At 59.5% G+C, this 20,943-nt stretch carries 20 protein-coding genes; 11 read left to right on the top strand and 9 right to left on the bottom strand.

Features of this window, described 5'->3' with window-relative positions:
• Positions 1 to 79: 79 nt before the first annotated feature.
• Both LB557_RS06130 and LB557_RS06125 read left to right on the top strand, forming a co-directional pair.
• A complete protein-coding gene (locus LB557_RS06130; RefSeq protein ID WP_140661286.1) occupies positions 80 to 1,156 on the top strand; it encodes a hybrid-cluster NAD(P)-dependent oxidoreductase in 1,077 nt (358 codons plus the stop codon).
• A gap of 251 nt (positions 1,157 to 1,407) precedes the next feature.
• Positions 1,408 to 1,629, top strand: a complete 222-nt coding sequence (locus tag LB557_RS06125) for a hypothetical protein (protein ID WP_140620498.1) — start codon at positions 1,408 to 1,410, stop codon at positions 1,627 to 1,629.
• A gap of 30 nt (positions 1,630 to 1,659) precedes the next feature.
• Here the strand turns inward: LB557_RS06125 and LB557_RS06120 are convergent, their stop codons facing one another.
• Positions 1,660 to 2,847: an NADH-quinone oxidoreductase subunit D gene (locus LB557_RS06120; RefSeq protein WP_224643709.1), complete on the bottom strand. Its 1,188-nt coding sequence runs from the start codon at positions 2,845 to 2,847 to the stop codon at positions 1,660 to 1,662.
• A 26-nt stretch (positions 2,848 to 2,873) separates the two neighbouring features.
• Positions 2,874 to 3,770 (bottom strand): SIR2 family NAD-dependent protein deacylase, encoded by an 897-nt coding sequence (locus LB557_RS06115; protein WP_224643708.1) that lies wholly within the window; start codon positions 3,768 to 3,770, stop codon positions 2,874 to 2,876.
• A gap of 385 nt (positions 3,771 to 4,155) precedes the next feature.
• On the opposite strand from LB557_RS06115, the gene LB557_RS06110 reads away from it, so the two are divergent.
• Entirely contained in the window at positions 4,156 to 4,383 is a 228-nt protein-coding gene (locus tag LB557_RS06110; RefSeq protein ID WP_140620502.1) for a hypothetical protein, read from the top strand.
• Between the two features lie 519 nt (positions 4,384 to 4,902).
• Here the strand turns inward: LB557_RS06110 and LB557_RS06105 are convergent.
• The 3 genes from LB557_RS06105 to LB557_RS06090 all read right to left on the bottom strand — a co-directional run bounded on the left by LB557_RS06105 (position 4,903) and on the right by LB557_RS06090 (position 8,553).
• Positions 4,903 to 6,024 carry an NAD(P)/FAD-dependent oxidoreductase gene (locus tag LB557_RS06105; protein WP_224643707.1) on the bottom strand — a complete coding sequence of 374 codons (1,122 nt, stop codon included), beginning with the start codon at positions 6,022 to 6,024 and terminating at the stop codon, positions 4,903 to 4,905.
• A gap of 72 nt (positions 6,025 to 6,096) precedes the next feature.
• The gene (locus LB557_RS31730) at positions 6,097 to 7,638 is read right to left on the bottom strand and encodes an amino acid ABC transporter permease/ATP-binding protein (RefSeq protein ID WP_318013336.1); all 1,542 of its coding nucleotides are present in this window, start codon (positions 7,636 to 7,638) and stop codon (positions 6,097 to 6,099) included.
• 90 nt (positions 7,639 to 7,728) lie between these two features.
• A complete protein-coding gene (locus LB557_RS06090) occupies positions 7,729 to 8,553 on the bottom strand; it encodes an ABC transporter substrate-binding protein (RefSeq protein WP_140620537.1) in 825 nt (274 codons plus the stop codon).
• 215 nt (positions 8,554 to 8,768) lie between these two features.
• Here LB557_RS06090 and LB557_RS06085 point away from each other — a divergent pair, with 215 nt between their 5' ends.
• The 5 genes from LB557_RS06085 to LB557_RS06065 all read left to right on the top strand — a co-directional run bounded on the left by LB557_RS06085 (position 8,769) and on the right by LB557_RS06065 (position 13,337).
• Positions 8,769 to 9,839 (top strand): LacI family DNA-binding transcriptional regulator, encoded by a 1,071-nt coding sequence (locus tag LB557_RS06085; protein WP_224643706.1) that lies wholly within the window; start codon positions 8,769 to 8,771, stop codon positions 9,837 to 9,839.
• 532 nt (positions 9,840 to 10,371) lie between these two features.
• On the top strand, positions 10,372 to 10,683 hold the full coding sequence (locus LB557_RS06080; RefSeq protein WP_140661288.1) for a hypothetical protein: 312 nt from the start codon (positions 10,372 to 10,374) through the stop codon (positions 10,681 to 10,683).
• Positions 10,684 to 10,773: 90 nt separating this feature from the next.
• Positions 10,774 to 11,691 carry a diacylglycerol/lipid kinase family protein gene (locus LB557_RS06075; RefSeq protein WP_140661388.1) on the top strand — a complete coding sequence of 306 codons (918 nt, stop codon included), beginning with the start codon at positions 10,774 to 10,776 and terminating at the stop codon, positions 11,689 to 11,691.
• Between the two features lie 21 nt (positions 11,692 to 11,712).
• Complete coding sequence (locus LB557_RS06070; RefSeq protein ID WP_140620513.1) at positions 11,713 to 12,528, top strand: metallophosphoesterase family protein; 816 nt, start codon at positions 11,713 to 11,715, stop codon at positions 12,526 to 12,528.
• Between the two features lie 101 nt (positions 12,529 to 12,629).
• Positions 12,630 to 13,337, top strand: a complete 708-nt coding sequence (locus tag LB557_RS06065) for a phosphatase PAP2 family protein (protein WP_140661289.1) — start codon at positions 12,630 to 12,632, stop codon at positions 13,335 to 13,337.
• Positions 13,338 to 13,403: 66 nt separating this feature from the next.
• On the opposite strand, the gene LB557_RS06060 is transcribed toward LB557_RS06065, so the two are convergent.
• Entirely contained in the window at positions 13,404 to 15,959 is a 2,556-nt protein-coding gene (locus LB557_RS06060; RefSeq protein WP_224643705.1) for an EAL domain-containing protein, read from the bottom strand.
• On the opposite strand from LB557_RS06060, the gene LB557_RS06055 reads away from it, so the two are divergent.
• Complete coding sequence (locus tag LB557_RS06055; RefSeq protein WP_224643713.1) at positions 15,877 to 16,047, top strand: hypothetical protein; 171 nt, start codon at positions 15,877 to 15,879, stop codon at positions 16,045 to 16,047. The two genes, LB557_RS06060 and LB557_RS06055, sit on opposite strands and share 83 nt — an antisense overlap.
• Before the next feature lie 276 nt (positions 16,048 to 16,323).
• Here the strand turns inward: LB557_RS06055 and LB557_RS06050 are convergent, their stop codons facing one another.
• The 3 genes from LB557_RS06050 to LB557_RS06040 form a co-directional block, all read right to left on the bottom strand.
• The gene (locus LB557_RS06050; RefSeq protein WP_140620519.1) at positions 16,324 to 16,665 is read right to left on the bottom strand and encodes a hypothetical protein; all 342 of its coding nucleotides are present in this window, start codon (positions 16,663 to 16,665) and stop codon (positions 16,324 to 16,326) included.
• Between the two features lie 368 nt (positions 16,666 to 17,033).
• A complete protein-coding gene (locus tag LB557_RS06045; protein ID WP_140620521.1) occupies positions 17,034 to 17,297 on the bottom strand; it encodes a DUF6894 family protein in 264 nt (87 codons plus the stop codon).
• A 16-nt stretch (positions 17,298 to 17,313) separates the two neighbouring features.
• The gene (locus tag LB557_RS06040; RefSeq protein WP_140620522.1) at positions 17,314 to 18,051 is read right to left on the bottom strand and encodes a Crp/Fnr family transcriptional regulator; all 738 of its coding nucleotides are present in this window, start codon (positions 18,049 to 18,051) and stop codon (positions 17,314 to 17,316) included.
• Between the two features lie 779 nt (positions 18,052 to 18,830).
• On the opposite strand from LB557_RS06040, the gene LB557_RS06035 reads away from it, so the two are divergent.
• Together LB557_RS06035 and LB557_RS06030 are read left to right on the top strand one after the other, a co-directional pair.
• On the top strand, positions 18,831 to 19,091 hold the full coding sequence (locus LB557_RS06035; RefSeq protein ID WP_224643704.1) for a multiprotein-bridging factor 1 family protein: 261 nt from the start codon (positions 18,831 to 18,833) through the stop codon (positions 19,089 to 19,091).
• Positions 19,092 to 19,370: 279 nt separating this feature from the next.
• Positions 19,371 to 20,879: a protein adenylyltransferase SelO gene (locus LB557_RS06030; RefSeq protein ID WP_224643711.1), complete on the top strand. Its 1,509-nt coding sequence runs from the start codon at positions 19,371 to 19,373 to the stop codon at positions 20,877 to 20,879.
• The last annotated feature ends 64 nt before the right edge of the window (positions 20,880 to 20,943 follow it).

Here is a 20,943-nt window from a genome sequence, read left to right as displayed (position 1 = left end):
CGATTGAAGACAGGGGTTCAACCCACTGTTCCCGAAACGGTCCCGCTGCCATGTTGGGGGCTCACTGAAGAGCCCGACCATGAACGCACACACTTCCTTTTCGGCTTCCGACTTCGCAACGATGCGGCAGCGGCAATGGGCCGACGATTCGTCACAGGCGATCCTCTGCCGCAGGGTCATCGACGAGACGCACGACGTGAAGACATTTGTCTTCACGTCTGCATCAGACCACATGTTCTGCTTCAACGCGGGGCAATACATTGTCCTTCACCTCACAATCGGGGGCGTTGCGGTGACCCGTTCCTATTCCGTTTCGTCGCCACCTACTCGACCGCTCGATTTGCACATCACGGTCAAGCGGACACCAGGCGGGCTCGTTTCCAATTGGCTCCACGAGAACCTGCGAGCGGGCGACGAAGTCAACGTCGAAGGCCCACTGGGGTCGTTCAAACTCGACGGCTTGAACAGCGACAAGCCTCTCTTTCTTGCGGGAGGCAGCGGGATCACGCCTCTTATGTCGATGCTGCGCACCTTGACGGACAGAGCGTCCGATCTCGACCTGCGCCTCATCTACAGCGCGCGCTCGCCGCGAGATCTCATCTTCAGGTTGGAACTCGATGCACTCGCTGCCCGGTTTCGTAACCTACGGGTGACATGCGTCTGTTCCCGGGCAGACCCCTCATGGGCAGGACCGACGGGCCGCATAGACGGCCCCATGCTCCGGCGCCTGGTCCCCGATCTTGGCGAGCGCACGGTCTACGCGTGCGGCCCCGAACAGTATATGAACGCGTTGCGAGACGGTCTTGGCCAGGCGGGTGTTGATCCACGGGGGTATCATGAGGAGAGCTTCGGGCGCAGCCTGGGCGGTGTTACTGCGGACGTAGCATCTGCTGTCTCGTCCTCGGTCCACTTCGCACGTTCGAGATTGGACCATCGTTGCGCTCCCGGGGAGACCCTGCTGGAGGCGGCGCGCAACTGTGGCGTCTATGTTCCCAGCGGCTGCCAACAGGGAATTTGCGGCACGTGCCGAATAGCCAAGCTCTCTGGCGAAGTCACCATGCAGGATCTCGGCGGACTCACCTCCGAAGAAATCTCAGCGGGCTTGGTTCTGGCCTGCTGCAGCCGCGCGAAAGGCCCTGTTACACTCGATCTTTGACTTCGGCTAAGGTTCCGAACGGGTCCTAGCTGGCTGCAAGCAGGCGGTTTGCGATTTGCTTAGCTGTGCTAGCAGCTCGCACGTGCTCCACCTCTGCCGCATTGGGCACGTCTATCAAAACCTCGAGGCCCCCAAAGATATCCAATTCACCCTCACATGCGACAGCAAATGAATGCTGTGCCACCCCCCGAATGTCCAGGGAAAGTATAAGAAAGTGAGTGTCTCGGACACACCAACTCGCCGGCTGCGGCTTGGGCAAAGTTTGTGTCAGTGCTTTCAAAAGCTGGCTCGGAAACGCCCAGGATGAAGAACACCGCGAGCTTGATCCGCGTATGCTGGGGATTCCCGAAGAAGCTGTCCGGCTCGCCTTGCTCGACGATCAGGCCGCATCCGAGTTCCATACGCCGACGACCGAGCATGGAGATGAACTGTTGCCGGCCGGCGGAAGAGCCAATAAAGAGAACGGCGGCTAGCTATCGGCTGGGCTGGGCGGCTTCGCAGGGCTATCGATCCACGTCGCCCAAAACAATGTCCAATGAACCTAGTATGGCGGTGACGTCGGCTAACATATGGCCACGGCAGAGCAGGTCCATTGCCTGCAGATGAGCGAAGCTCGGAGGACGCAGCTTGCATCGGTACGGCTTGTTCGTGCCGTCGGCCACGAGGTAGACGCCAAACTCCCCCTTCGGCGCTTCCACCGCCGCGTAGACCTCGCCGGCAGGCACACGAAAGCCCTCAGTATAGAGCTTGAAATGATGAATCAAAGCCTCCATCGAACGCTTCATGGCCGCACGTCTGGGCGGGACGACCTTGCCGTCGGTATTCGAAACCGGCCCAGGTCCCTCGCTTACCAGCAGGTCGACACACTGCCGCATGATCTTGGCCGACTGGCGCATCTCCTCCATACGCACCAGATACCGGTCGAAACAATCGCCGTTCCTGCCGACGGGTATATCGAAGTCCATCTCGGCATAGCACTCGTATGGCTGGGACTTTCGCAAGTCCCAGGCGGCACCTGATCCCCGCACCATCACCCCTGAAAAACCCCACGCCCAGGCGTCACTTTGCGAGATCTGACCGATGTCCACGTTACGAAGTTTGAAGATGGGGTTGTCCGTTAGCAGCCTGTCCAGGTCGTCCACGGTTTTGCGGAACGGGTCGATCCAATTGCCGATGTCCGTGATCAAGTCTGGCGGCAGATCCTGATGCACGCCGCCGGGACGAAAATACGCGGCATGCATACGAGAGCCGCTGGCCCGCTCGTAGAAGACCATCAGTTTCTCGCGTTCGACAAACCCCCACAAGGGCGGGGTCAGTGCTCCCACGTCCATGGCTTGGGTGGTGACGTTGAGCAGATGAGAAAGGATCCGCGAGATCTCGCTGAACAGAACCCTGATCAGCTGGCCACGCCGCGGCACGGCTAGACCCATTAGTTTCTCGATTGCAAGGCACCAGGCATGTTCCTGGCTCATCGGTGCCACGTAATCCAGACGATCGAAATATGGCAGCGCCTGGAGATAAGTCTTGGTTTCGATCAGTTTCTCGGTGCCGCGATGAAGCAGGCCGATATGAGGGTCGACACGATCGACGACCTCGCCGTCGAGCTCGAGAACCAGCCGTAGCACGCCGTGCGCCGCAGGATGCTGGGGACCGAAATTGATGTTGAAATTTCGGACGGAATTCTCTGCCATCTAGCGGCTCCTTCGAGAAGGCCCGCCTAACTTCCTTCCGAGCCCGACGTTCCATCCGTGCGCCCGGTCGGCATTGTTCCACCAGAATTCGCCAGTCCAAACTCCGGCTCATGCCCAACCGCTTCGGCCAATTGACTGAGGAAATTCACCAGAGCAGCTTGCGGATCATCGAGTTCGCCGACGACCACTGAAATACCCCAACGCCCAAGCACCGCCTCCTCCACAGGGTTTCGGCTGGTCATGAAGATGAAAGAAGGAGGGCGATCTTTTTCATACCCGGATCGATGCCAGGTTTGCCACAGGCGATGCAACAGCAACCGGATGTTCGGGTCGGAGAGGCTATAGCCTATGAAGAGGATCGTGCTGCCAAGTGCATCGGAACGAAACCGCACATCGAGTGGGGAATTGAAGGAAAGCCGGTCGAGATAATCCGTTTCGGTCAGGACAAGAGAAGAATCCTCATCGAAGTCGCCATGGAACTTGACGATGTGGGTAACCCCCTGGCGGGCTTGCGCTACATCGCGTGCATTGGCCACCTTGACGTATCGCCGACCGTATATTTCGAACGCTAGTTCCAGGTTCCGGTCGTAATTCGTGGTATAGATGATGGGAAAATTGAGCATCACGATGAGGCGATGCAACTCCGATTTTTCGATCCGGTCCTTGGCGACCGACCAGTTTCTGTCCATCCAACTGCGCAGCGGTCCGATGCTGCCATGCCGTATCCGATAGTACTCGGCTAGAGTTTGAAAACGTTCGCGTCGCATCGAAAACTCGTCGTCGATCCCAAGTTCTTTTGCCATCTGCTCGATCAGTTTCTCCCAAGACGGAAGCCCAACGCTGATCGAGACACCCGCCCCGACGAATAGGATCGCACTACCGCGGCCGATAGCTTTTGCCAGTGATGCGAGACCATCGCTCATGGACAGGTGCCGGTGCTGGATGAGGCGCTCCAAACAGTTGCGGCCATCGCAAAGGGCATTGAGGTTCTCTCACGCGTCACTGGCAATCGTTGGCGACCAAACCAAGAGAGCCACGCTGTGTTCCAGCGACGCGGTCCGAAACTTGCCGTGAGTGCCGTCGCGTTTGATGACCACTTGAGAGACCAGGGCGGCCGTTCCCCGACAACCACCTACCGAAGGGGACAACGGAAGCAGCCGGGACGTGAGGCTTCCGTCAGACGATCGGCCTTTTTCTTGGCCAGCACCTGGGCTGAATTGTCCTTGACCAAAACAAATTGGCGGCCTTTAACAAATCTAAGTGCGGGCGAGCCTCATTCCTGTACATTCACCAAGGATGGAGGCCGAGATGAGCCAAAAGCGCCGCGATCTGGACTACCTTGTTCAGCACTATATTGACTGCAGGAGAGGCAAACCTTGGCCGCTGTCAGTATCGGCGGCCGTGGTGGCGATAAGGACAGTTTTCCGCGAAAACCTCGTTTCTGATCGTGAATTGGCAACGCTTATCGCCAGAGCTGCGATCGACCGAGGACAGGTTGTCGAGTTCGACCTCAATGAGCCTGCACAGGCGGCATAGTGCCGATAGACGCAGGTAGCTCGACCACCACGGCAGGGACTCAACAGGCTGTAACTGGGGCCCGGCACGGATAGCTCTTCACGACGACCCTGGACTGCTCGTCACACTACGTGGCCGTTCGCAAACTCGGTCAGTCGCGCAGTTGCCTATTGCCGTGGCGCTCTGCAGCGCAACGCTGGCGGATCAAGTCAAAGGCAGTGGCACGACCTGATCAGCAACAACACGCCGATTGCGTAAGGGACGAACAAAAACACCATAGCCACCCAGTAGCCAGGTTGCGCCAGCGCCGCCAAATCTGATCCAAGCTGTTCCATTGGCTGTCCAACGCAGGAGGGTCCAGCTTGTTCCCGGGTTACGACCTTAGAGCCCCCGGCGGGCATCCGGGTCTTACCATGATGGAGCTGCAGGCTCGGGCATTAGCCTCATCAGGTCTGATTATGCTTTCGCAGATCGTTGCGAAGTAACATTTGTGCGCCGTCAGCCCAAGAGTTGACAGTCGATAGCATATTCGACGCTTCCTCACCCGAACCGGGTTGGGCGGAATTTGGCCAACAAGGGATGTTCGTTTCCCGTGGCAATCTCGCCTGCAAGCAGTTCGCCCGCGATCAGCCCGAGCGTCGCGCCGCTGTGACTGAAGGCAACGTAATATCCCTCAGAGTCCTTCAGCCGACCAAATACCGGCTCCCCATCGCCCGGGATCGGCTTGGGACCGACCCCGTAGCTCTCCAACTCCAGCTTCGGATTGCCCTCGAGCACCTTCGAGGCTTCGTCGAGAAGCCCCTGGAGGGTCGAAGCCTTGACGCCATACGTGCCGTCGGAATTTACGAGTACCTCTTCTTCGGACCATGCGGAATCAAGAACGAGAGCTCCGTCCGGCGTCGGGCGAACAGCGACCCGCGGCGTGTTGAGCACCGCCCGAAGTGGAAGGGCGACAGGCTTGGTCCTGACCAGTAAAGCGATCGGCGTTGCGTCCGCGATATGCTGCCCGGTTTGCGCCACCGAGCGCGGCACGTCACTCCCCGTTGCCAAGAGAACCGCATCGGCAGCAAAAGTGGCGCCCATCTCCGTCGCGACGCCATTGGCGCGCCCGGCGGCGAGCGTCACGGTTGCGCGCCCCGCGTCGGTAACGAGCTGACCGCCCCGCTCCACGAATTCCCCAACCAGCAATTTGATCAACGACGGAAGATCGACCCAGCCTTCGCCCGGATTGAAGATCGCACCCTGGCGCGTGACCGCGCTTGCCGCGATGCCCGGTGTAGCCGAAGGAATGTCGCCTGCGAGCAAATGGCGTGCGTCATATCCAAGGCTCTTTTCATGTGCCAAAGCTTCCATGATCTCGTTCGAGGCGTCGTCCGCATCCCAGGTCAAACCACCGTCGAAGCGCAGCCAGGCAGCATCCGGGTACTTTGCCGACAAGGTTCTGTACCGGTCGATGCCGATCATGCGCAGCTGATGATATTCAGCCGAGCGCTTGCGTGCGGAGTTGAGCCAGGAAAGCGAGCGTCCGGACGCCCCACTGGCCAGCGGTCCGTCGTTGATGAGGATAGTTTCGAGGCCGAGCCGCGACAGATGAACGGCGGACGAGACACCAAAAATGCCGCCCCCGACAACAACAACTTTTGAGACCGCGTGTGTAGCCATGGAATGTTCTTTCGCTGTAGATAATGAATCGTGTGAGCGGAATCGGGTCGTCCTGGTCTCTTCGGCTTCGGATCAAAGCACTTCGGCCAGGAAGCGCTTTAGACGCGTGCTCTTGGGGGTGTCGAAAATCGCTGCGGGTGTGCCGGACTCAATGACGCGGCCTTCGTCCATGAAAACGACCTGGTCCGCAACTTTGCGGGCAAAGCCCATTTCATGAGTGACTACGACCATCGTCATGCCGCGCTGGCCGAGGTCCGCCATCAGATCGAGGACGCCTTTGACCAGCTCTGGATCGAGGGCGCTGGTCACTTCGTCAAACAGAATAACCTCCGGATCCATCGCAAGGGCGCGGGCGATTGCCACACGCTGCTGCTGACCACCCGAAAGACTGCCAGGGCGATGGTGTTTGCGTGCGGCAAGGCCGACATCGGCAAGACGCGCCTCGGCGATGCGCGAGGCTTCCTGCATCGGGATGCCCTTGACCTTGGTCAAAGACAGCATGACGTTTTCAAGGGCGGTATGATCCGGAAAGAGATTGAACTGCTGAAACACCATGCCGACGCGCCGCCGCAGCTTCTCGGGTTTCATCGCCAAAATGCTCGCTCCGTCGAGCAACACGTCGCCGCCCTTGGGTTCGACCAGACGATTGAGGCAACGCAACAGGGTCGACTTGCCCGAACCCGAGGGTCCGATGATGCAGGTGACCGTACCCGCCTTGACCATCAGGCTAACGCTCCTGAGGACGTCGAGCTCGCCATAGGCCATATCCAGCTTGCTGACGGCGAGACTGCCGCCCTTGAACCGAGGATGCGCCGAATGAGAGTCGGAACCTACCTCCGGCGATGGGTTGCAGGTGGCGCTCTCCAGTTCGCTCACCTCGGCCAGGCCGCTTGTGACCACGCCAGCTTTTTGCTTTCCAGTTCTTAGCCGGTTGTCGATGTGATTGACCACATGGGTCAAGGGCACGGTGATGACGAGATAAAATACGCCCGCCAGCAGCAAAGGCGACAGATTTCCGGTCACTACCGCCTGGTCCTGGCCGACACGGAAAATTTCGCGCTCCGATGTGAGCAGGCCGAGGAAATAAACCAGGCTCGAATCTTTGACATTGCCTATGAACTGGTTGACCAGGGCCGGCAGGACGCGGCGGATGCCTTGCGGGACCACGATCAGGCGCATGCCTTGGCCGTAGCTCATGCTGAGCGCCCTGCAGGCTTCCATCTGGCCGCGTTCGACGCTCTGTATGCCCGACCGGAAGATCTCGCCGATATAGGCGCCGGCGATCAGGCTGAGTGCAAGAATGCCAAGCGGATAAGGCGAAGGCCCGAAGATTTCACGGCCTATGCGGGCGAAGCCCTGGCCGATCAGCAGGATTGTGACGATCGCCGGAAGCCCGCGGAAGACATCCGTATAGATCCGGGCGGGAATGCGCAGCCAACGCGATTGGGAAATGCCCATGATCGCCAGGACCATGCCTATTGCGACGCCGAGCACCGTCGAAGCGGCCGCAAGCACCAATGTGTTTTTCAGTCCGATGGTGATCATGCTGGGCAGCACGTCGGCCATGGCTTGCCAGTCGAGAAAACTGCGACGCAGATTTTCAAGCCAGTTCATTCGGTCCCCTTCTCATTGCGCGGGTGCGAGCTCATCGAAGTGCGGCCAGCGAGGTTTCCAGCCGCGGCCCTTGGCCGCCGGCTGGGGTGTTCACATCTTGGGGAGATATTGATCGGGCATCGGCGAACCGGGGAACCACTTTTCATAGAGAGTCTTCCAGGTGCCGTCCTGCATGGCTGCATGCAGGGCAGTGTTCAGTGCAGTACGCAGCTTGTCGTTGCCCTTGCGAATGACGAAGCCCGCAGGCGCATCGAACGACGGAACATTGACCGCAATCTTCAGCTCCGGGTAGCGCTTGCCATAGTCCTTGGCCGCCTCATAATCGAGAAAATGAGCGTCGACGGTGCCGTTGTTGAGCGCTGAGACGGCCGAGTTGTTGTCCGGAAATTTGACCAGATCAGTTCCAGCAAAATTTTTTGCTGCGTATATTTCCTGCAGCGTGCCCTGCACGACGCCAAGACGCTTGCCCTTGAGCCCGTCAGCCGATGTGATCGTCTTGTCCGCAGTCAGCACCGACAGGTACCCGGCGAGATAGCCGTCCGAAAAATCGACCGTCTTCTTACGCGCTTCCGTGGTGCCGATTGCGGCCACCGCGACGTCGAAGCGCCCATTGGCGACCGACGGCATCAGGGCCGAGAATTCCTGACCGGTGAAGATCACCTGATCGGACTTGAAACCTAGCCGGCTCGCGACATTCCGGAACAGTTCAATGTCGAAACCTGTGAAAGTGCCATCGGCCTGGGTAAAGGCGTAAGGCTTCGCATCACCCATTGTGCCGACGCTGATGACCTTGGCGTCGATAAGCCCGTAGGGATTGTCTTGCGCCGCACTGGCCTGCGAAACGAAAGCGGCAGCGACGCACGCAATTGCAAGAGCCACTCCGCCAGCCCGGACCGGCGCTATTAGCCATTTCATAATTCCAAACCTGCTCACGTCTTCTCTCCACTCTGAAGGTCAGTTGTTCTTGGTATTGACTTGGGCCGCCTCTCGGCCGACTCGTCATCCGCGGCTGCGAGGTCCCTGCGGACGTACCGCAAAAGAGACCGGTTTCTATGTTATGAGACCGGTCTCAATCGTAAAGCTATCGCCCGATTGACCTCCCGTCAAGATTTCTTGTAGTCGTTCGTACGATGACGAAGGTCCCATTTAGAGCCAGACCCAAAACGGTCGCCGATGTAGCGCGAGCGGCAAATGTCTCAAAAGCGACGGCCGCGCGCGTGCTGGGCGGGTATGGGGTGGTCAGCGACACGGTCCGTGAGAGCGTCACGGCGGCCGCCAAGGCCCTGGATTATCGGCCGAACGAACTCGCCCGCAGCATGACGACCGGAAGATCGGGCATCATCGGGGTGGTCGTCGGCGACATCGAAAATCCGTTCTTCAGTCTGGCCGTGCGAGGCATCAGCGATGCGGCCAAAGGCGCCGGTTTCAACGTCATTTTGGCGAACTCCGGCGAGAAGATCGAAGCGGAAAAGGCGGCTGTACGGCTATTGATCGGCAAGCGCGTCGACGGGCTGATCGTGACACCCTCGGAGTCACGCGACATCACCCATCTGCGCGACATCCATCGTTCCGGTCGGCCGCTTGCCCTGCTTGACCGAGCCCTGCCCGACCTGGATGTCGACACGGTCACGGTTGACGACCGCAACGCCGCCATGCAGGCGACGCGAGTGCTCATAGACGCCGGTCATCGCAATATCGCCTATGTCACTGCGGTCGATGCCAAGGGCAACGAATATATTGACCTTCGGCAAATCTACACGTCGTCGGTCCGCGAGCGCATTGATGGCTTCCTCACTATGTGCAGAGGGGCCGGCGTCGATCGACCTGAGCGCCACGTCCGGCTCGGCGCGACGAGCTCCGAAGCGACACTCAGGATCACTGGCGAACTGCTCTCCCAGCCGGACCGGCCCACCGCGATCCTTGCCTCAGACAGTGTCATTGCGCTGGAAATCCTGCGGACTATCCGCCAACGCGGCATGAAGATCCCCGACGACATTTCGCTGATCACCTTTCACGATGCGGACTGGACCGGTGTCACAACTCCGCCGATCACCGTCGTTGACCAGCCGGTCTATGCACTTGGCCATAGCGTCGCGGAACTGCTCATTCGCCGCCTGAAAGGCGATATCCAACCGCCGGAAAGGCTGGTCCTGCGGACCGCGATCATCGCGCGAGGCTCGGTGGGTCCACCACATCCGTGAGCCCACCACAGTTGACACAGCGCCATATCTTCACCTCGAATGGAACCAAGGAGACGACGACCACCGATGGCTAAGAGCCCTAGAGGCCTCACCGGACGTTCGCTTGTGGCGTAGCGACCTCGCATGGAAGTCGTTGGTGCAAAAGAGGTGACGAGCAAAGCCGCACCAAGCAATTCACGTGGCGGGCAAATCCCCAACCAGAAGTGACTTGGCCCAGTGCAGTCGGAGCGCACATCAGGCGGCCATGTCCGCCCATCTCAGTTCCGAGAGGCTGTTGTCGCACAAGGATGGCGAGACTGGCAGTACGCAACCCGTGCGCCTCCCGTTAACCCGCAAGCGGCACCGCTCTTGAAGCTAGCCCTTCGCGATCGCCCTATGCAGCACTGAAGGAAATCGTCTCGACGATGTCCGGGCGTGGAGACCTGCCCTCTGGCCACCCTTGGACCGGAACTGACTGGTTCCGCCGCTTCGGAACAAAGGCGAGCGTTCATCATTCCTTGCTGGAAGGGATGAGGTTTCAGGAGGCAGGGATATGGACACGAAAAATTTGATCCTGGGAACCTTGGCGCTTTGCCTTGCGGCTCCAACCATCTCTTCGGCCGCCGAGGCTGACGTGGTGATCTCCGCCCATCACCGGCATCACCATAACGGCATCAGATACAATGATGAGGGAGTTCGTCTTCATTACCGACCTCTCCGCCAAATTGCGTTCTATGACAGCGGTGATCATGAATGGCGCCACCGCCACGACCGCCGCGACACCGTCACCGTGACGAATTCCGTCCACCGTCATAACCAAAACCGTCCCGTGGTCATTCAGCAGGACGGCGGCGACAACGACTAACTGCCTGCCGACCCCCGGCTCCATGCCTCAAGGAAGGAGCCGGGTCAATCATGCTGGTGGTAGGCGGACCACTGGAGCGGCGTTTTGGAGATGCCAGAGGTGGCAGTTCTAGTGCTTATCAACGATGGAGCTGGAGCGGTCGCCGCACTCGACGACATTGCCACGACCGTACATGTCGGCTTGCTGAAGCGCGGAATCGAAGCAGAGGTAAGACTGGTCGCGGGCGGCCAGATCAGCGAAGCCGCCTCGCAATTCGTAAGCCAACAGACGAGGTCAGGTGAAAACATTCTGGTCGCCGGCGGCGGGGATGGCACACTCAGCTCTGCCGCGGCCGTCCTCGCCGAGACTGAGGTGGCCTTGGGTGTTCTCCCGCTTGGCACCCTCAATCACTTTGCAAAGGACCTCGGCGTGCCACTGGAACTTGAAGCGGCGATGGATGTAATCGCGGCGAGACGCCCGGTGCTCGTCGACGTCGCGGAGGTGAACGGTCGCGTTTTCCTGAACAACTCGTCGATCGGCCTCTATCCATTCTTTGTCGCGGAACGCTCTGCAGAACAGAAGCGACGTGGAGCGGGGAAACTAGCGGCAATCGGTCCCGCTCTTGTCAGGACGTTCAGGGCGGTATCTTGGCAGCTCGTGCGTATCAGCGCCGACAGCGGTGCGGACCAGGTGCTGACACCGTGCGTTTTCGTCGGCAACAATTTCTACGATGCCGGCGATTTTGGGCGCCGCAAAAGCCTGTCTTCGCGAGAACTGTGCGTTTATGTCGTCACGCAGCGAACGTGGCTGGGACTGGCATTGCTCCCGTTCAAGATCGCTCTCGGCCTGATCGATACGCATCGCGACTTGGAACTGCTTCGGCCGTCCCGAATCGAGATCACCTCGAACAGAAGAGAGACCCTCGTTTCGGTGGACGGCGAGGCAACAAGGATGAAGATGCCGCTTCACTTTCAAACTCGAGCAGCGGCACTAAAGGTCCTCTCATTCCGCGACCCGGATACGAAGTAACCCCAAGGTGGGAGATTGTGTTTGCAAACACTTGTGCACCTGTCCGACCTACATTTTGGCACCACGGACACCCGCATAGTAGATGCGATTGGCGCCGAGGTCTGGGCATGCGAACCAGATTTGGTAGTTATATCCGGTGATCTGACCCAACGAGCTCGCCGGGCGGAATTCCGTCAAGCACGAGAATTCCTCAATGCGCTTCCCACCCCACAAATTGTGGTGCCTGGCAATCACGACGTACCGCTCTTCAACGTCTTCGCGCGAACGCTCACGCCTCTTGCTCGATACAAGCACTATATCGAGGCAGATACGGATCCTTTTTATATTGATGACGAACTCGCAGTGGTCGGTATCAACACTGCACGGTCCTTTACAATCAAGGACGGCAGGATCAATGCCGGCCAGCTTGCTGCCATGACTGCCCGGTTTGGAGGCCTGGCTGACGAGACCACCAGGGTAGTCGTCACCCATCACCCGTTCGAAGGGCGAACAATCGGCCACGGAACCGGAGTCGTCGGACGAGCCAAAATGGCCATGGAGGCGTTCTCGAAAAGCCGCGTCGACATAATCTTGTCGGGCCATCATCACCTCCAACAAGCCAATCTCAGTACCGTTCGTTATGCGAAAGCGCGATATGCAGCGTTGCTCATACAGGCAGGGACCGCCGTCTCAACGCGCCGTCGCGACGCAGCCAACTCGTTCAACGTAATCCGCGTCGAACGTCCACGGATACGCCTTGAATGTCGTGCTTGGCAGCCGCAGGCGGGACAGTTCTCCACTTCGGCGAAGTATTCGTTCGGTCTGGGTCAAGATGGATGGGCGCTGGACGAAGCGTGACCCAGCAGCGGCCCAACCTGTTCGGACTTGACTTGATGGCGCCTCGGCAGCGAGCGGGGTACAAGGATTGACGAGACTTATCGGTTCGCTAGCTTGAACGGATGGAAATCAACCCGCCCTCTTCGTCAAACGACTTTCTGCGAGGCTTTCGCAGCGACGCTATTTGGCTGATCGCCTCATTGCTTGTGGCTGGCGGCCTTGTCCTCGGATTCAGCCTCCTGGCCGAGGAGGTTATCGAGGGTGACACGAGCACATTCGACCGCGCCGTTCTTATGGCGTTTCGGAGCGCCGATGATCCAACGAATCTGATTGGCCCGCCGTGGCTGGAAGAAATGGGCCGCGACGTCACGGCCCTCGGCAGCGTTGCGTTCCTGGGTTTTGTCTCGCTGGCGGCCATAGGTTACCTGCTGATAACGCAAAAGCGCAGATACGTCTGGCTGGTCGCCGCCGCCGTGGCTGGTGGTGAGGCCCTGAGCACAGTTCTCAAGGTCGCGTTTGATCGCCAGAGGCCCGACATTTTCCACACCACCAGAGTATTTACCGCCAGCTTTCCGAGCGGCCACGCGATGTTGTCCGCTGTCACTTTCCTTACGCTTGGAGCTTTGCTGGCCAGGGCAAGTCCTGATCGCCGGGTGAAAGGGTATTTCGTTGGCCTGGCGGTGTTCCTGACCATCATGGTCGGATTGAGCCGGATCTATCTCGGCGTCCACTACCCCACGGATGTACTTGCAGGATGGTGCGAGGGATCAGCTTGGGCAATCCTTTGCTGGTCGGCGGCCCATTTTATCGAACAGCGGCGCGCGTTCTGATCCCCTCACCTACCCTGTAGTCACGAAAAAATGCCAACGCCCGTTAACTCAGTGAGAGCCAGACGTCTATCCCGTGGCCGGCCATCTGCGAGATTGCGCGAAGCATTCTAAAGCCTTGGCGTCCATCGGTCGGCCGAGCGCGTAGCCCTGCAGCAGGTCGCAGCCGAGCTCTTTCAAGATGCGCGCATGCTCCATCGTCTCGACGCCCTCGGCCACCACTTCGATTCCGAGCGATTTCCCGATCTCGATGATGGATGACACCAAACGGCGTTGCGGCAGCGAGCTGGTGATGGGTGTGATCAGCTGGCGATCGATCTTCAGTCGCCGCGGCTGAAGCTTGAGCAGACTGACGATCGAGGCGTAGCCGGTGCCGAAATCGTCGATCTCAATGTCGATACCGAGGTCCTTAATGTGCTCGATGTTCCAGGCCACGAGGTCGTCATTCTCATCGAGGAAGATGGACTCGACAAGTTCGAAGGAGACCGTACCTTCGCGGATGTTGAGCTTGCGTAGGCCATCGATCAGGTCCTTGTCCTCAAGCCGGCGTGCCGAAACGTTGACCGAAACGTGTGGAATGTCGAGGTGTTGAAGCTGCCAGCGCTCAAAGTCGGCCAACGCCCTTTTGAGGACCGTTCGGTCGATCAGCGCGACGACGTTCAGTTCCTCCGCTACCCTCAGAAAGACGTCGGGACCCAGGATCCCGCGCGTCGGGTGCTGCCAGCGTGCTAAGGCTTCCACGCCGACAATGTCCAACGTGTCGGCGTCAAACTGCGGCTGGTAGAAAACGATGAATTCGTTGCGCTCGAGGCCACCCAGGATCTCGTCGGCGGTCCGCTTGGTCTGCACGATTTCACTTTGCAGCTCGTCGTTGAAGAACTCGTAGCGGTTTCGGCCCCGGCTCTTCGCCCGGTAGAGGGCGAGATCGGCATTGACCAGGAGCTGCCGTGCGTCGAACCCCTCGCCCGTGTTCGCCGCAATACCGATGCTGACGCCGAACCGGCATTGGTGGCCACGAAAATCGACGGGTTGCCGCATCTCATCGATGATGCGGTCGGCCAGCGCGGCGAGCTCGGCGTCGTCGCGCCCGGCGCAAATCACCACGAACTCGTCGCCGCCAATGCGTGCCACGAAGTCGGCTGGTCCCGCATTAGCCGTGATGACCTTCGAGGCATGCATCAACATGGCGTCACCGGCCGCGTGTCCGAGCGTGTCGTTGATCTGCTTGAATCGGTCGAGATCCAGATGCAGGAGCGCAGTTCGTTCTCCCCGACGCGTGCTCGTCGCCAGCATGTCGTCGAGATAGCGGCGGTTCGGCAGCCCGGTGAGCGAATCGTGGAGCGCCACATGTTCGATGCGCCCCTTGGCCACTTCAAGCTCGGCGTTCCTGAGTTCCGACAGATGCCTTTCTCGCACAAGGTTTTCATTGAGCTCGACGTCGCTTGTCACGTCCCATTCGGCGCCGATCATCCTGGGCGTCTCGTTGCGCTCCTGGAAATAGGTCGCGCGCGTGCGCACATGCCGGATCTCGCCATTCGGATGGACAATCCGGTATTGCGAGGAATAGGGGCCCTTCACCGCCGCCGCGGCATCGAAATCCTGCTGCGCCCGTTCGATGTCCTGCGGATGAATCACTGACGCCCAGTCATCATAGCCGCGCGGCTTCCGGTCAGCCGGCTTGCCGTAGATTTCGTTGACTCGGTCGTCCCACACCAGCTCGTTGGTGGCGATGTTGTGCTCCCAGACACCGATCCCCGACGCATCCAGCGCGAGTTCCAGGCGACCGGACAATCGCCTGAGCTCGGCGAAGTTTTTCTGCCTTTCGCCGAACAGCCGCCCCGCAACGAGAATGGGCAGCACGACAAGCGCACCGGCCAATAGCATGATGGCCCGCAAGATCCAGGCATTCTTCGCCGATGAGGCCCAGCCACCTTTTGGGATTGCGGCGATCTGCCAGGAACCGGAGGGCAGGTGCACCGTCTCGGTCACTGGCTTGGCGCGCGTTATACTCTCGCCACCGAAAAAGCGATCACCAGTCCCGCCAAGACCGTCCTTGCCGGTCAGGGCGATCTCGATATCGAGATCGGCGTCCAAAAGGCCGCTTGCTTTATAGAGGCGCTCGACATCAACGACGGCCGAGACGATGCCCCAGAAGCGCTCACCACCGCCCGCCGTCTTCACGAAGACCGGAAAGCGGCCAATGAAGCCATGGCCGCCCTGCGCCAGGTCGACCGGACCGGCCAGCACGGGCGCCCGCAGGTCGCGCGCCCTGAGGGCGGCGGTGCGTTGGGCATCGTTCTTGCGGTAATCCAGGCCGATGGCCTTTTCGTTGCCAACCATTGGATACATGAGCGAGATAATGAGGTCCGGCGCGCCAGCGATGTTGCGCAGTTGAGATTCCTGCTCAAGCAGGTTGCTTGCCAGCGCCGCAAACCTCTGTTGCCCCATATAGGGCTCGGTCACGATTGCCGAAACGAGGCCGCGCGTAAGCTGGAGATTGCCGTTGATGTTGCCTTCCAGCTTGGTCCTTATGATGTTCACTTTGGCCAAGACGTCGGCGCGCGCCAATTGGTCTGAAACGATCCTGTTTTCCCGGTCCGCCAAAACAGCGCAGACTACAAGCACCACAAAAGCGATCGCCGCCGGCACGTTTGCCGAAGAAAAAAACGAGTGTCTCAACCGGCTGAGACTGGATGCGGTGCTGGCCAATTGACCCAAATACCTTTCCCGGGACTAACCCTCGGCCGACCCTAGTAGAAAGTACTTAAATTTGGTTTTCCATGATGCCGGGCAATTTCAGCATTGGGTGGCGATAGCAAGGAGGTCACGTCCGGCGTGGGATCTCAGACAGCGGCACTCTTGGAAGCAGCGCTCCCGACGAGCATCCCGACCTGCCCGGACGAGCAAGACGCCGCGCCTGGCTGGGTGCATCGGAAGGGCAATTTGACGTGCCTGCAGGTTGGGAGCGGGACGGCGGCCCCCGGCGCTCTCACTTTCGATATCGCGCCATAATAGCGCTGAGCCAGTTGAACAGACTGATTTCCTCAGGTCGCCCCTCCGCCTCCTGAATGGCGGTGCGGAGCGTGAGCTCCACCAGATCATCTGCAGCCTCGACGGATTGCGCTCGATAGGAGCGGGCGACCAATCTGAGCGCGGCAATCAGGCGTGGATCTGTTGCGTCGGAAAGTTCATCTGCCGCAACCTGGAGAATTTTTCGGCTATCGGTTTGGTCTTGAAGCATGACATCCATCCCTGTTCTGGGGGGCGGTTCGTCACCGGAGTCGCGCTGACCATCGACGGATGGCGCAAACGCGTAAAACACCAGAGTCAACTTTGAAGCGTCCGCAGGCCGGACTGATGGAGCCGTTTACAGACTAAGCCGGGTATCGGGCCGAGCAAGCTCAAATGATAAGTGAAGGGGAGTTGGTACCAATCCGACAATCGAAATGCTGCCGGCTTGCTTTGAAGCGTCTTCACTTGGACTTTCTCGCTGCTTTTGAGCCTTGTGCGCTTGCAGCAGATGTTTTGGCATCTTTTGAATGGGCCGCGACTGGCGCCAGCACCGGTCGCCTTCCTCGAAACCTGGTCTCTGTAGCGACGTCTCGACCCCCGCTGTGTCGCGTACCGGCTGGGTCATCTCTCCGCAATTTCCAGCAGCAATGAAACAATGGGCTAAGCCTTGTCCTGACGTTCAGCAAATCACGGCTCGGCCGTCGGAGCACTAGGACGGCTCGATAGCAGCATTTGAAGAGAGAGGCTCAGCCTGACCAGCTTCTTGTCATTCTCGTCCCGGATTTCAATCGCCAATTGATGCCCGTCGACGTCCTTCAGGGAGTCTCGAGTCAAGTCGATCAGACCTGCTAGCGCCTCGTTTCGTGCGGCTTCGATCCCCCCACATTCGATGCCTGTCTCATCTTTGATGACCGCATCGCTTTCGTAGGTGTCAAAGAAATATCTCGCCATAGAACCCACCTCCACCTCACAAGCTCGTCGCGTTCCTTTGGTGCAGGTAGGCGGTCTCAAAGTCTCCGGCTCGAACGAGGCCAGGCCAGTCAACAGCGTGAAATCGGGAGCCCTCGGTAACAATCAGTCCGTCGCCTCGAAGATCCTGCAGCGTTCGGTTCACGTGCACGGTCGACAAGCCCAAGGCGTCGGCAAGTTCCGCCTGCGTAATCGGAAGCTCCGCCACATGGTCCTTGATGAGCCCCATAGCGCGAAGGCGGACGATGAGTTCGCACAGAATATGCGCCATGCGGGCATACGCGTCGCGCCTTCCAACGTTGGTGACCCACTCTCGATATATAGCCGCGTCGATCAGCGTCGAGCGCCAAAACACCGTCGCAATCGAAGGATGTTGGTCGCAAATGGCCCGCAACGCATCATGCCGCATGAAGCCAACGCTGACGCGCGTGAGTGGTGAGAAGGTACAATCCAAAACAGACAGGTGCATTCCGTGGAGATCAGGAATGTCGCCCGGAACAAAGAACGATGTGATCTGCCGTTTACCCTCCCCAGTCAATTTTGTGGACCCCACCAGACCCTCCAGGATCACAAATGAATGGGTGGGGCGATCTCCTTCGCGCACAATGTCCTGATCGGCCTGAAAGTCCCGCTTCTGGAATTCGATCCCCTCTAAAATGCCGATATCTGACTGCGTCAGATCACAGATTGTCTGAAGCTTACGGATCAAAACGTTCGGGGAAGTGGCCTGTGTCAATTTTCGTGACCGGATTGCGTTACGTGCCGAACTTGGGCTGGGCGCTAATGTTCCTTGCACCCGGTCTGGGAAGGACCTGTTAAAGGGCCCGAGGCGTTTGCCAACTCAACGGCTGCAGTTCCGGGGCGCCTGGACCCTTGGCCAGAGCTTTCGCCTCTCGGACGAGGATGCGCAATTCGTCCCGAGCAGCGAAATGAACTCCAGTGCTTGTGCCGCCGTCACTCCGGTCCCTTTCACGAGCTTTTGGACAATGCCGCGCACAGGCTCGAGCGTCATAGGAGGGAATCCTGGGGGCGTCCTGACTGTAGACATTTGACGTACATTCCAGGTTCGTTTCTCTCCCCTCGGGAAGCCGACGGCGTCGAAGTGCGTAGCGAGGAATGCTGAGCAGTTTCCGCTCACGCTTTTCTTTATACTGCGGCCGTCACGGGCATCGAGCCGGAACAAATTGGGTTGATTTCGATTCGGAGAACCTGATCGAGGGATCTCATGACCTCCACCTTCAATTCGCCAATGCGTCCAATTTTCATCTCCGGGCCCCGATGCGCACGAGACGTAGAACCCCAGCCCTCTCGCTCGACGTCTCGCAGCGGCAGACACCTCCTCCTCGGGGAGGCTTAGAACTGGTTAGGAACCGGCAGACCTGGCTCGCGCAGATATATGGGCGGCCGTGATGTCGCCGTCGTCGCGGTTGGCCGCGCTGAGACGCATCCTGGGGAGCAGCCTGGGCCGTCCGATGCATCAAATGGGCTCGGGCTCGATGGCGAGAAGAGAGTTCGGTGACTGATCTGACGCCGGAGCAATCGCGGATAGCGCGAGGTCTGCTGAATTGGCCGCAGGTGCGGCTCGCCGTGAAGTCAGGCCTCAGCGAAGGTGCGATACGAGATTTCGAAAGCGGTCGGCGAGTGCCTGGCCCTCGGAAACTTTCGGCGATTCGAAATGCATTGAAGCGGGCGGCATTCGGTTCTCCACAGGTGGCCCGATCAAAGTACAACGTGAAGCAGGAGCACTGGAACAGTGTCACCCGAGAAGGCGGCTAGGGAAATGCAGGCCGCCCCTCTGAAACCCAAGCAGGCCAAATGCTGCCTATTTTCACAGGTGCGCTTGCGGTAGCACAGGGCAGGAACGACGCCTTTGCCAGCCATGTGCGCTGCAGGCGCTGGAGCGCGGGCCGCTGGCGGCAGTGCCGGAGCAGAAGTTCGGGAAAGCCAAGAAAGCCGCGGGATGAACCGGGAGCGAGCCGGCGGCCGCGGGTTGACATCGGCATGGACGCAGTGATCGACATGGTTCCGACCTCTGCCACAGCGAAGGAGAACCTCATGCCTTCATCCACAACCGGATCAGCCGTGCAGAGCCCGATCTGGCCCTTTCAGCAGAGCTATGCCCAGTTACCGGATCATTTCTTCGCGCGTGCCCCTCTCCACCCGGTTTCAAACCCAAGGCTAATCCGGCTGAACGAGCCGCTAGCTCTGGAGTTAGGACTTGATCCCGATCAGCTCGGGAGCCCTGCTGGGATCGCCGTGCTTGCCGGGAACAATTTTCCAGATGGACTGCACCCTATAGCCTTAGCCTACGCTGGCCACCAATTCGGCAACTTCGTCCCGCAACTGGGCGACGGACGCGCAGCACTGCTGGGCGAGGTCGTCGATGTGCACGGGGTGCCTCGGGATGTCCAGCTGAAGGGTTCAGGACCGACCCGATTTTCGCGCAACGGCGATGGCCGTGCTGCGCTTGGTCCGGTGCTTCGTGAATACGTGGTCAGCGAAGCAATGGCTGCGCTCGGCATACCGACCACTCGAAGCCTTGCGGCGGTGCTTACCGGGGACCCAGTCTACCGGGAGCGTCGGGTGCCAGGGGCTGTGCTGACCAGGGTGGCGGCGAGTCATATCCGTATCGGCACTTTCCAATACTTTGCCGCCCGAAACGACATAGAAGCGCTGAAGCTCCTTGCCGATTATGCCATCCTGCGTCATTTTCCCGAGGCGGCCAGGAAACCGAGACCTTACCTGGCTCTGCTTGAGGCTGTGATCGCGGCGCAAGCGGAACTGGTGGCGCGGTGGATGTTGCTCGGCTTCATCCACGGCGTCATGAACACCGACAACATGTTGATATCCGGAGAGACGATTGACTATGGACCGTGCGCGTTCATGGATTCATACGATCCACAAGCGGTGTTCAGCTCCATCGATCAACATGGCCGCTACGCCTACGGCAACCAACCTCGGGTGGCGGTCTGGAATCTGGCACGCTTCGCCGAGACCCTGCTGCCGCTCCTGAGCGAGCGCGAGGGTGAGTCAATCTCGCAGGCCGAGCAGGCACTAGGGGAATTTCACGCTCGCTACGAAGCTATTTTACATCGCGGGTTCAGGGCAAAGCTTGGGCTGCTGAATGAAGCTGACGGTGACTTGGACCTTGCCAACGATCTGTTGGATGTGATGGCGCGTGGGCGAGCGGATTTCACACTCACGTTCCGCTTGCTGGGAGATGACCTCGACATCCCTGGCACCCAAGCTACCGCCAGGAGGCTGTTTGAGGATCCCGGCCCCTTCGATGCCTGGTCGGTGCGCTGGCGAAATCGCTTGGCGCGGGACGGCGGCGCCACCTCGACGCGCAAAGCCGCGATGCACGGCAGCAATCCCAAGTTCATTCCTCGCAACCATCGCGTAGAGACAATGATCAAGGCTGCGGTGGAGGACGATGACTTCCGAATCTTCGAGCAATTGTTGGCAGTCGTGTCACGGCCGTTCGAGGAACAGCCCACACTGTCCTATTATGCGAAACCACCCAAGCCGCACGAGCGCGTTCTGCAGACCTTCTGTGGCACGTGACATCCCCGCCATGCCGCGAGACGCCACCGACGCGGGCGAACTCTGTAGGGCCGGGTCAAGCTAA

Source organism: Mesorhizobium sp. BR115XR7A (genome assembly GCF_020165315.1).
Classification (GTDB): Bacteria; Pseudomonadota; Alphaproteobacteria; order Rhizobiales; family Rhizobiaceae; genus Mesorhizobium; species Mesorhizobium australicum.
The sequence above is the reverse complement of the archived record's forward strand: the minus strand, read 5'-3'. Positions and strand labels throughout refer to the sequence as shown.

Bases quoted from the DNA above. Each gene is read 5' to 3' on its own strand.
- LB557_RS06090 (WP_140620537.1), bottom strand. From the start codon at position 8,553: ATGAAATGGCTAATAGCGCCGGTCCGGGCTGGCGGAGTGGCTCTTGCA.
- LB557_RS06045 (WP_140620521.1), bottom strand. From the start codon at position 17,297: ATGGCGAGATATTTCTTTGACACCTACGAAAGCGATGCGGTCATCAAA.
- LB557_RS06120 (WP_224643709.1), bottom strand. From the start codon at position 2,847: ATGGCAGAGAATTCCGTCCGAAATTTCAACATCAATTTCGGTCCCCAG.
- LB557_RS06075 (WP_140661388.1), top strand. From the start codon at position 10,774: ATGCCAGAGGTGGCAGTTCTAGTGCTTATCAACGATGGAGCTGGAGCG.
- LB557_RS31730 (WP_318013336.1), bottom strand. From the start codon at position 7,638: ATGAACTGGCTTGAAAATCTGCGTCGCAGTTTTCTCGACTGGCAAGCC.
- LB557_RS06105 (WP_224643707.1), bottom strand. From the start codon at position 6,024: ATGGCTACACACGCGGTCTCAAAAGTTGTTGTTGTCGGGGGCGGCATT.
- LB557_RS06085 (WP_224643706.1), top strand. From the start codon at position 8,769: ATGACGAAGGTCCCATTTAGAGCCAGACCCAAAACGGTCGCCGATGTA.
- LB557_RS06030 (WP_224643711.1), top strand. From the start codon at position 19,371: ATGCCTTCATCCACAACCGGATCAGCCGTGCAGAGCCCGATCTGGCCC.
- LB557_RS06115 (WP_224643708.1), bottom strand. From the start codon at position 3,770: ATGAGCGATGGTCTCGCATCACTGGCAAAAGCTATCGGCCGCGGTAGT.
- LB557_RS06080 (WP_140661288.1), top strand. From the start codon at position 10,372: ATGGACACGAAAAATTTGATCCTGGGAACCTTGGCGCTTTGCCTTGCG.
- LB557_RS06065 (WP_140661289.1), top strand. From the start codon at position 12,630: ATGGAAATCAACCCGCCCTCTTCGTCAAACGACTTTCTGCGAGGCTTT.
- LB557_RS06130 (WP_140661286.1), top strand. From the start codon at position 80: ATGAACGCACACACTTCCTTTTCGGCTTCCGACTTCGCAACGATGCGG.
- LB557_RS06110 (WP_140620502.1), top strand. From the start codon at position 4,156: ATGAGCCAAAAGCGCCGCGATCTGGACTACCTTGTTCAGCACTATATT.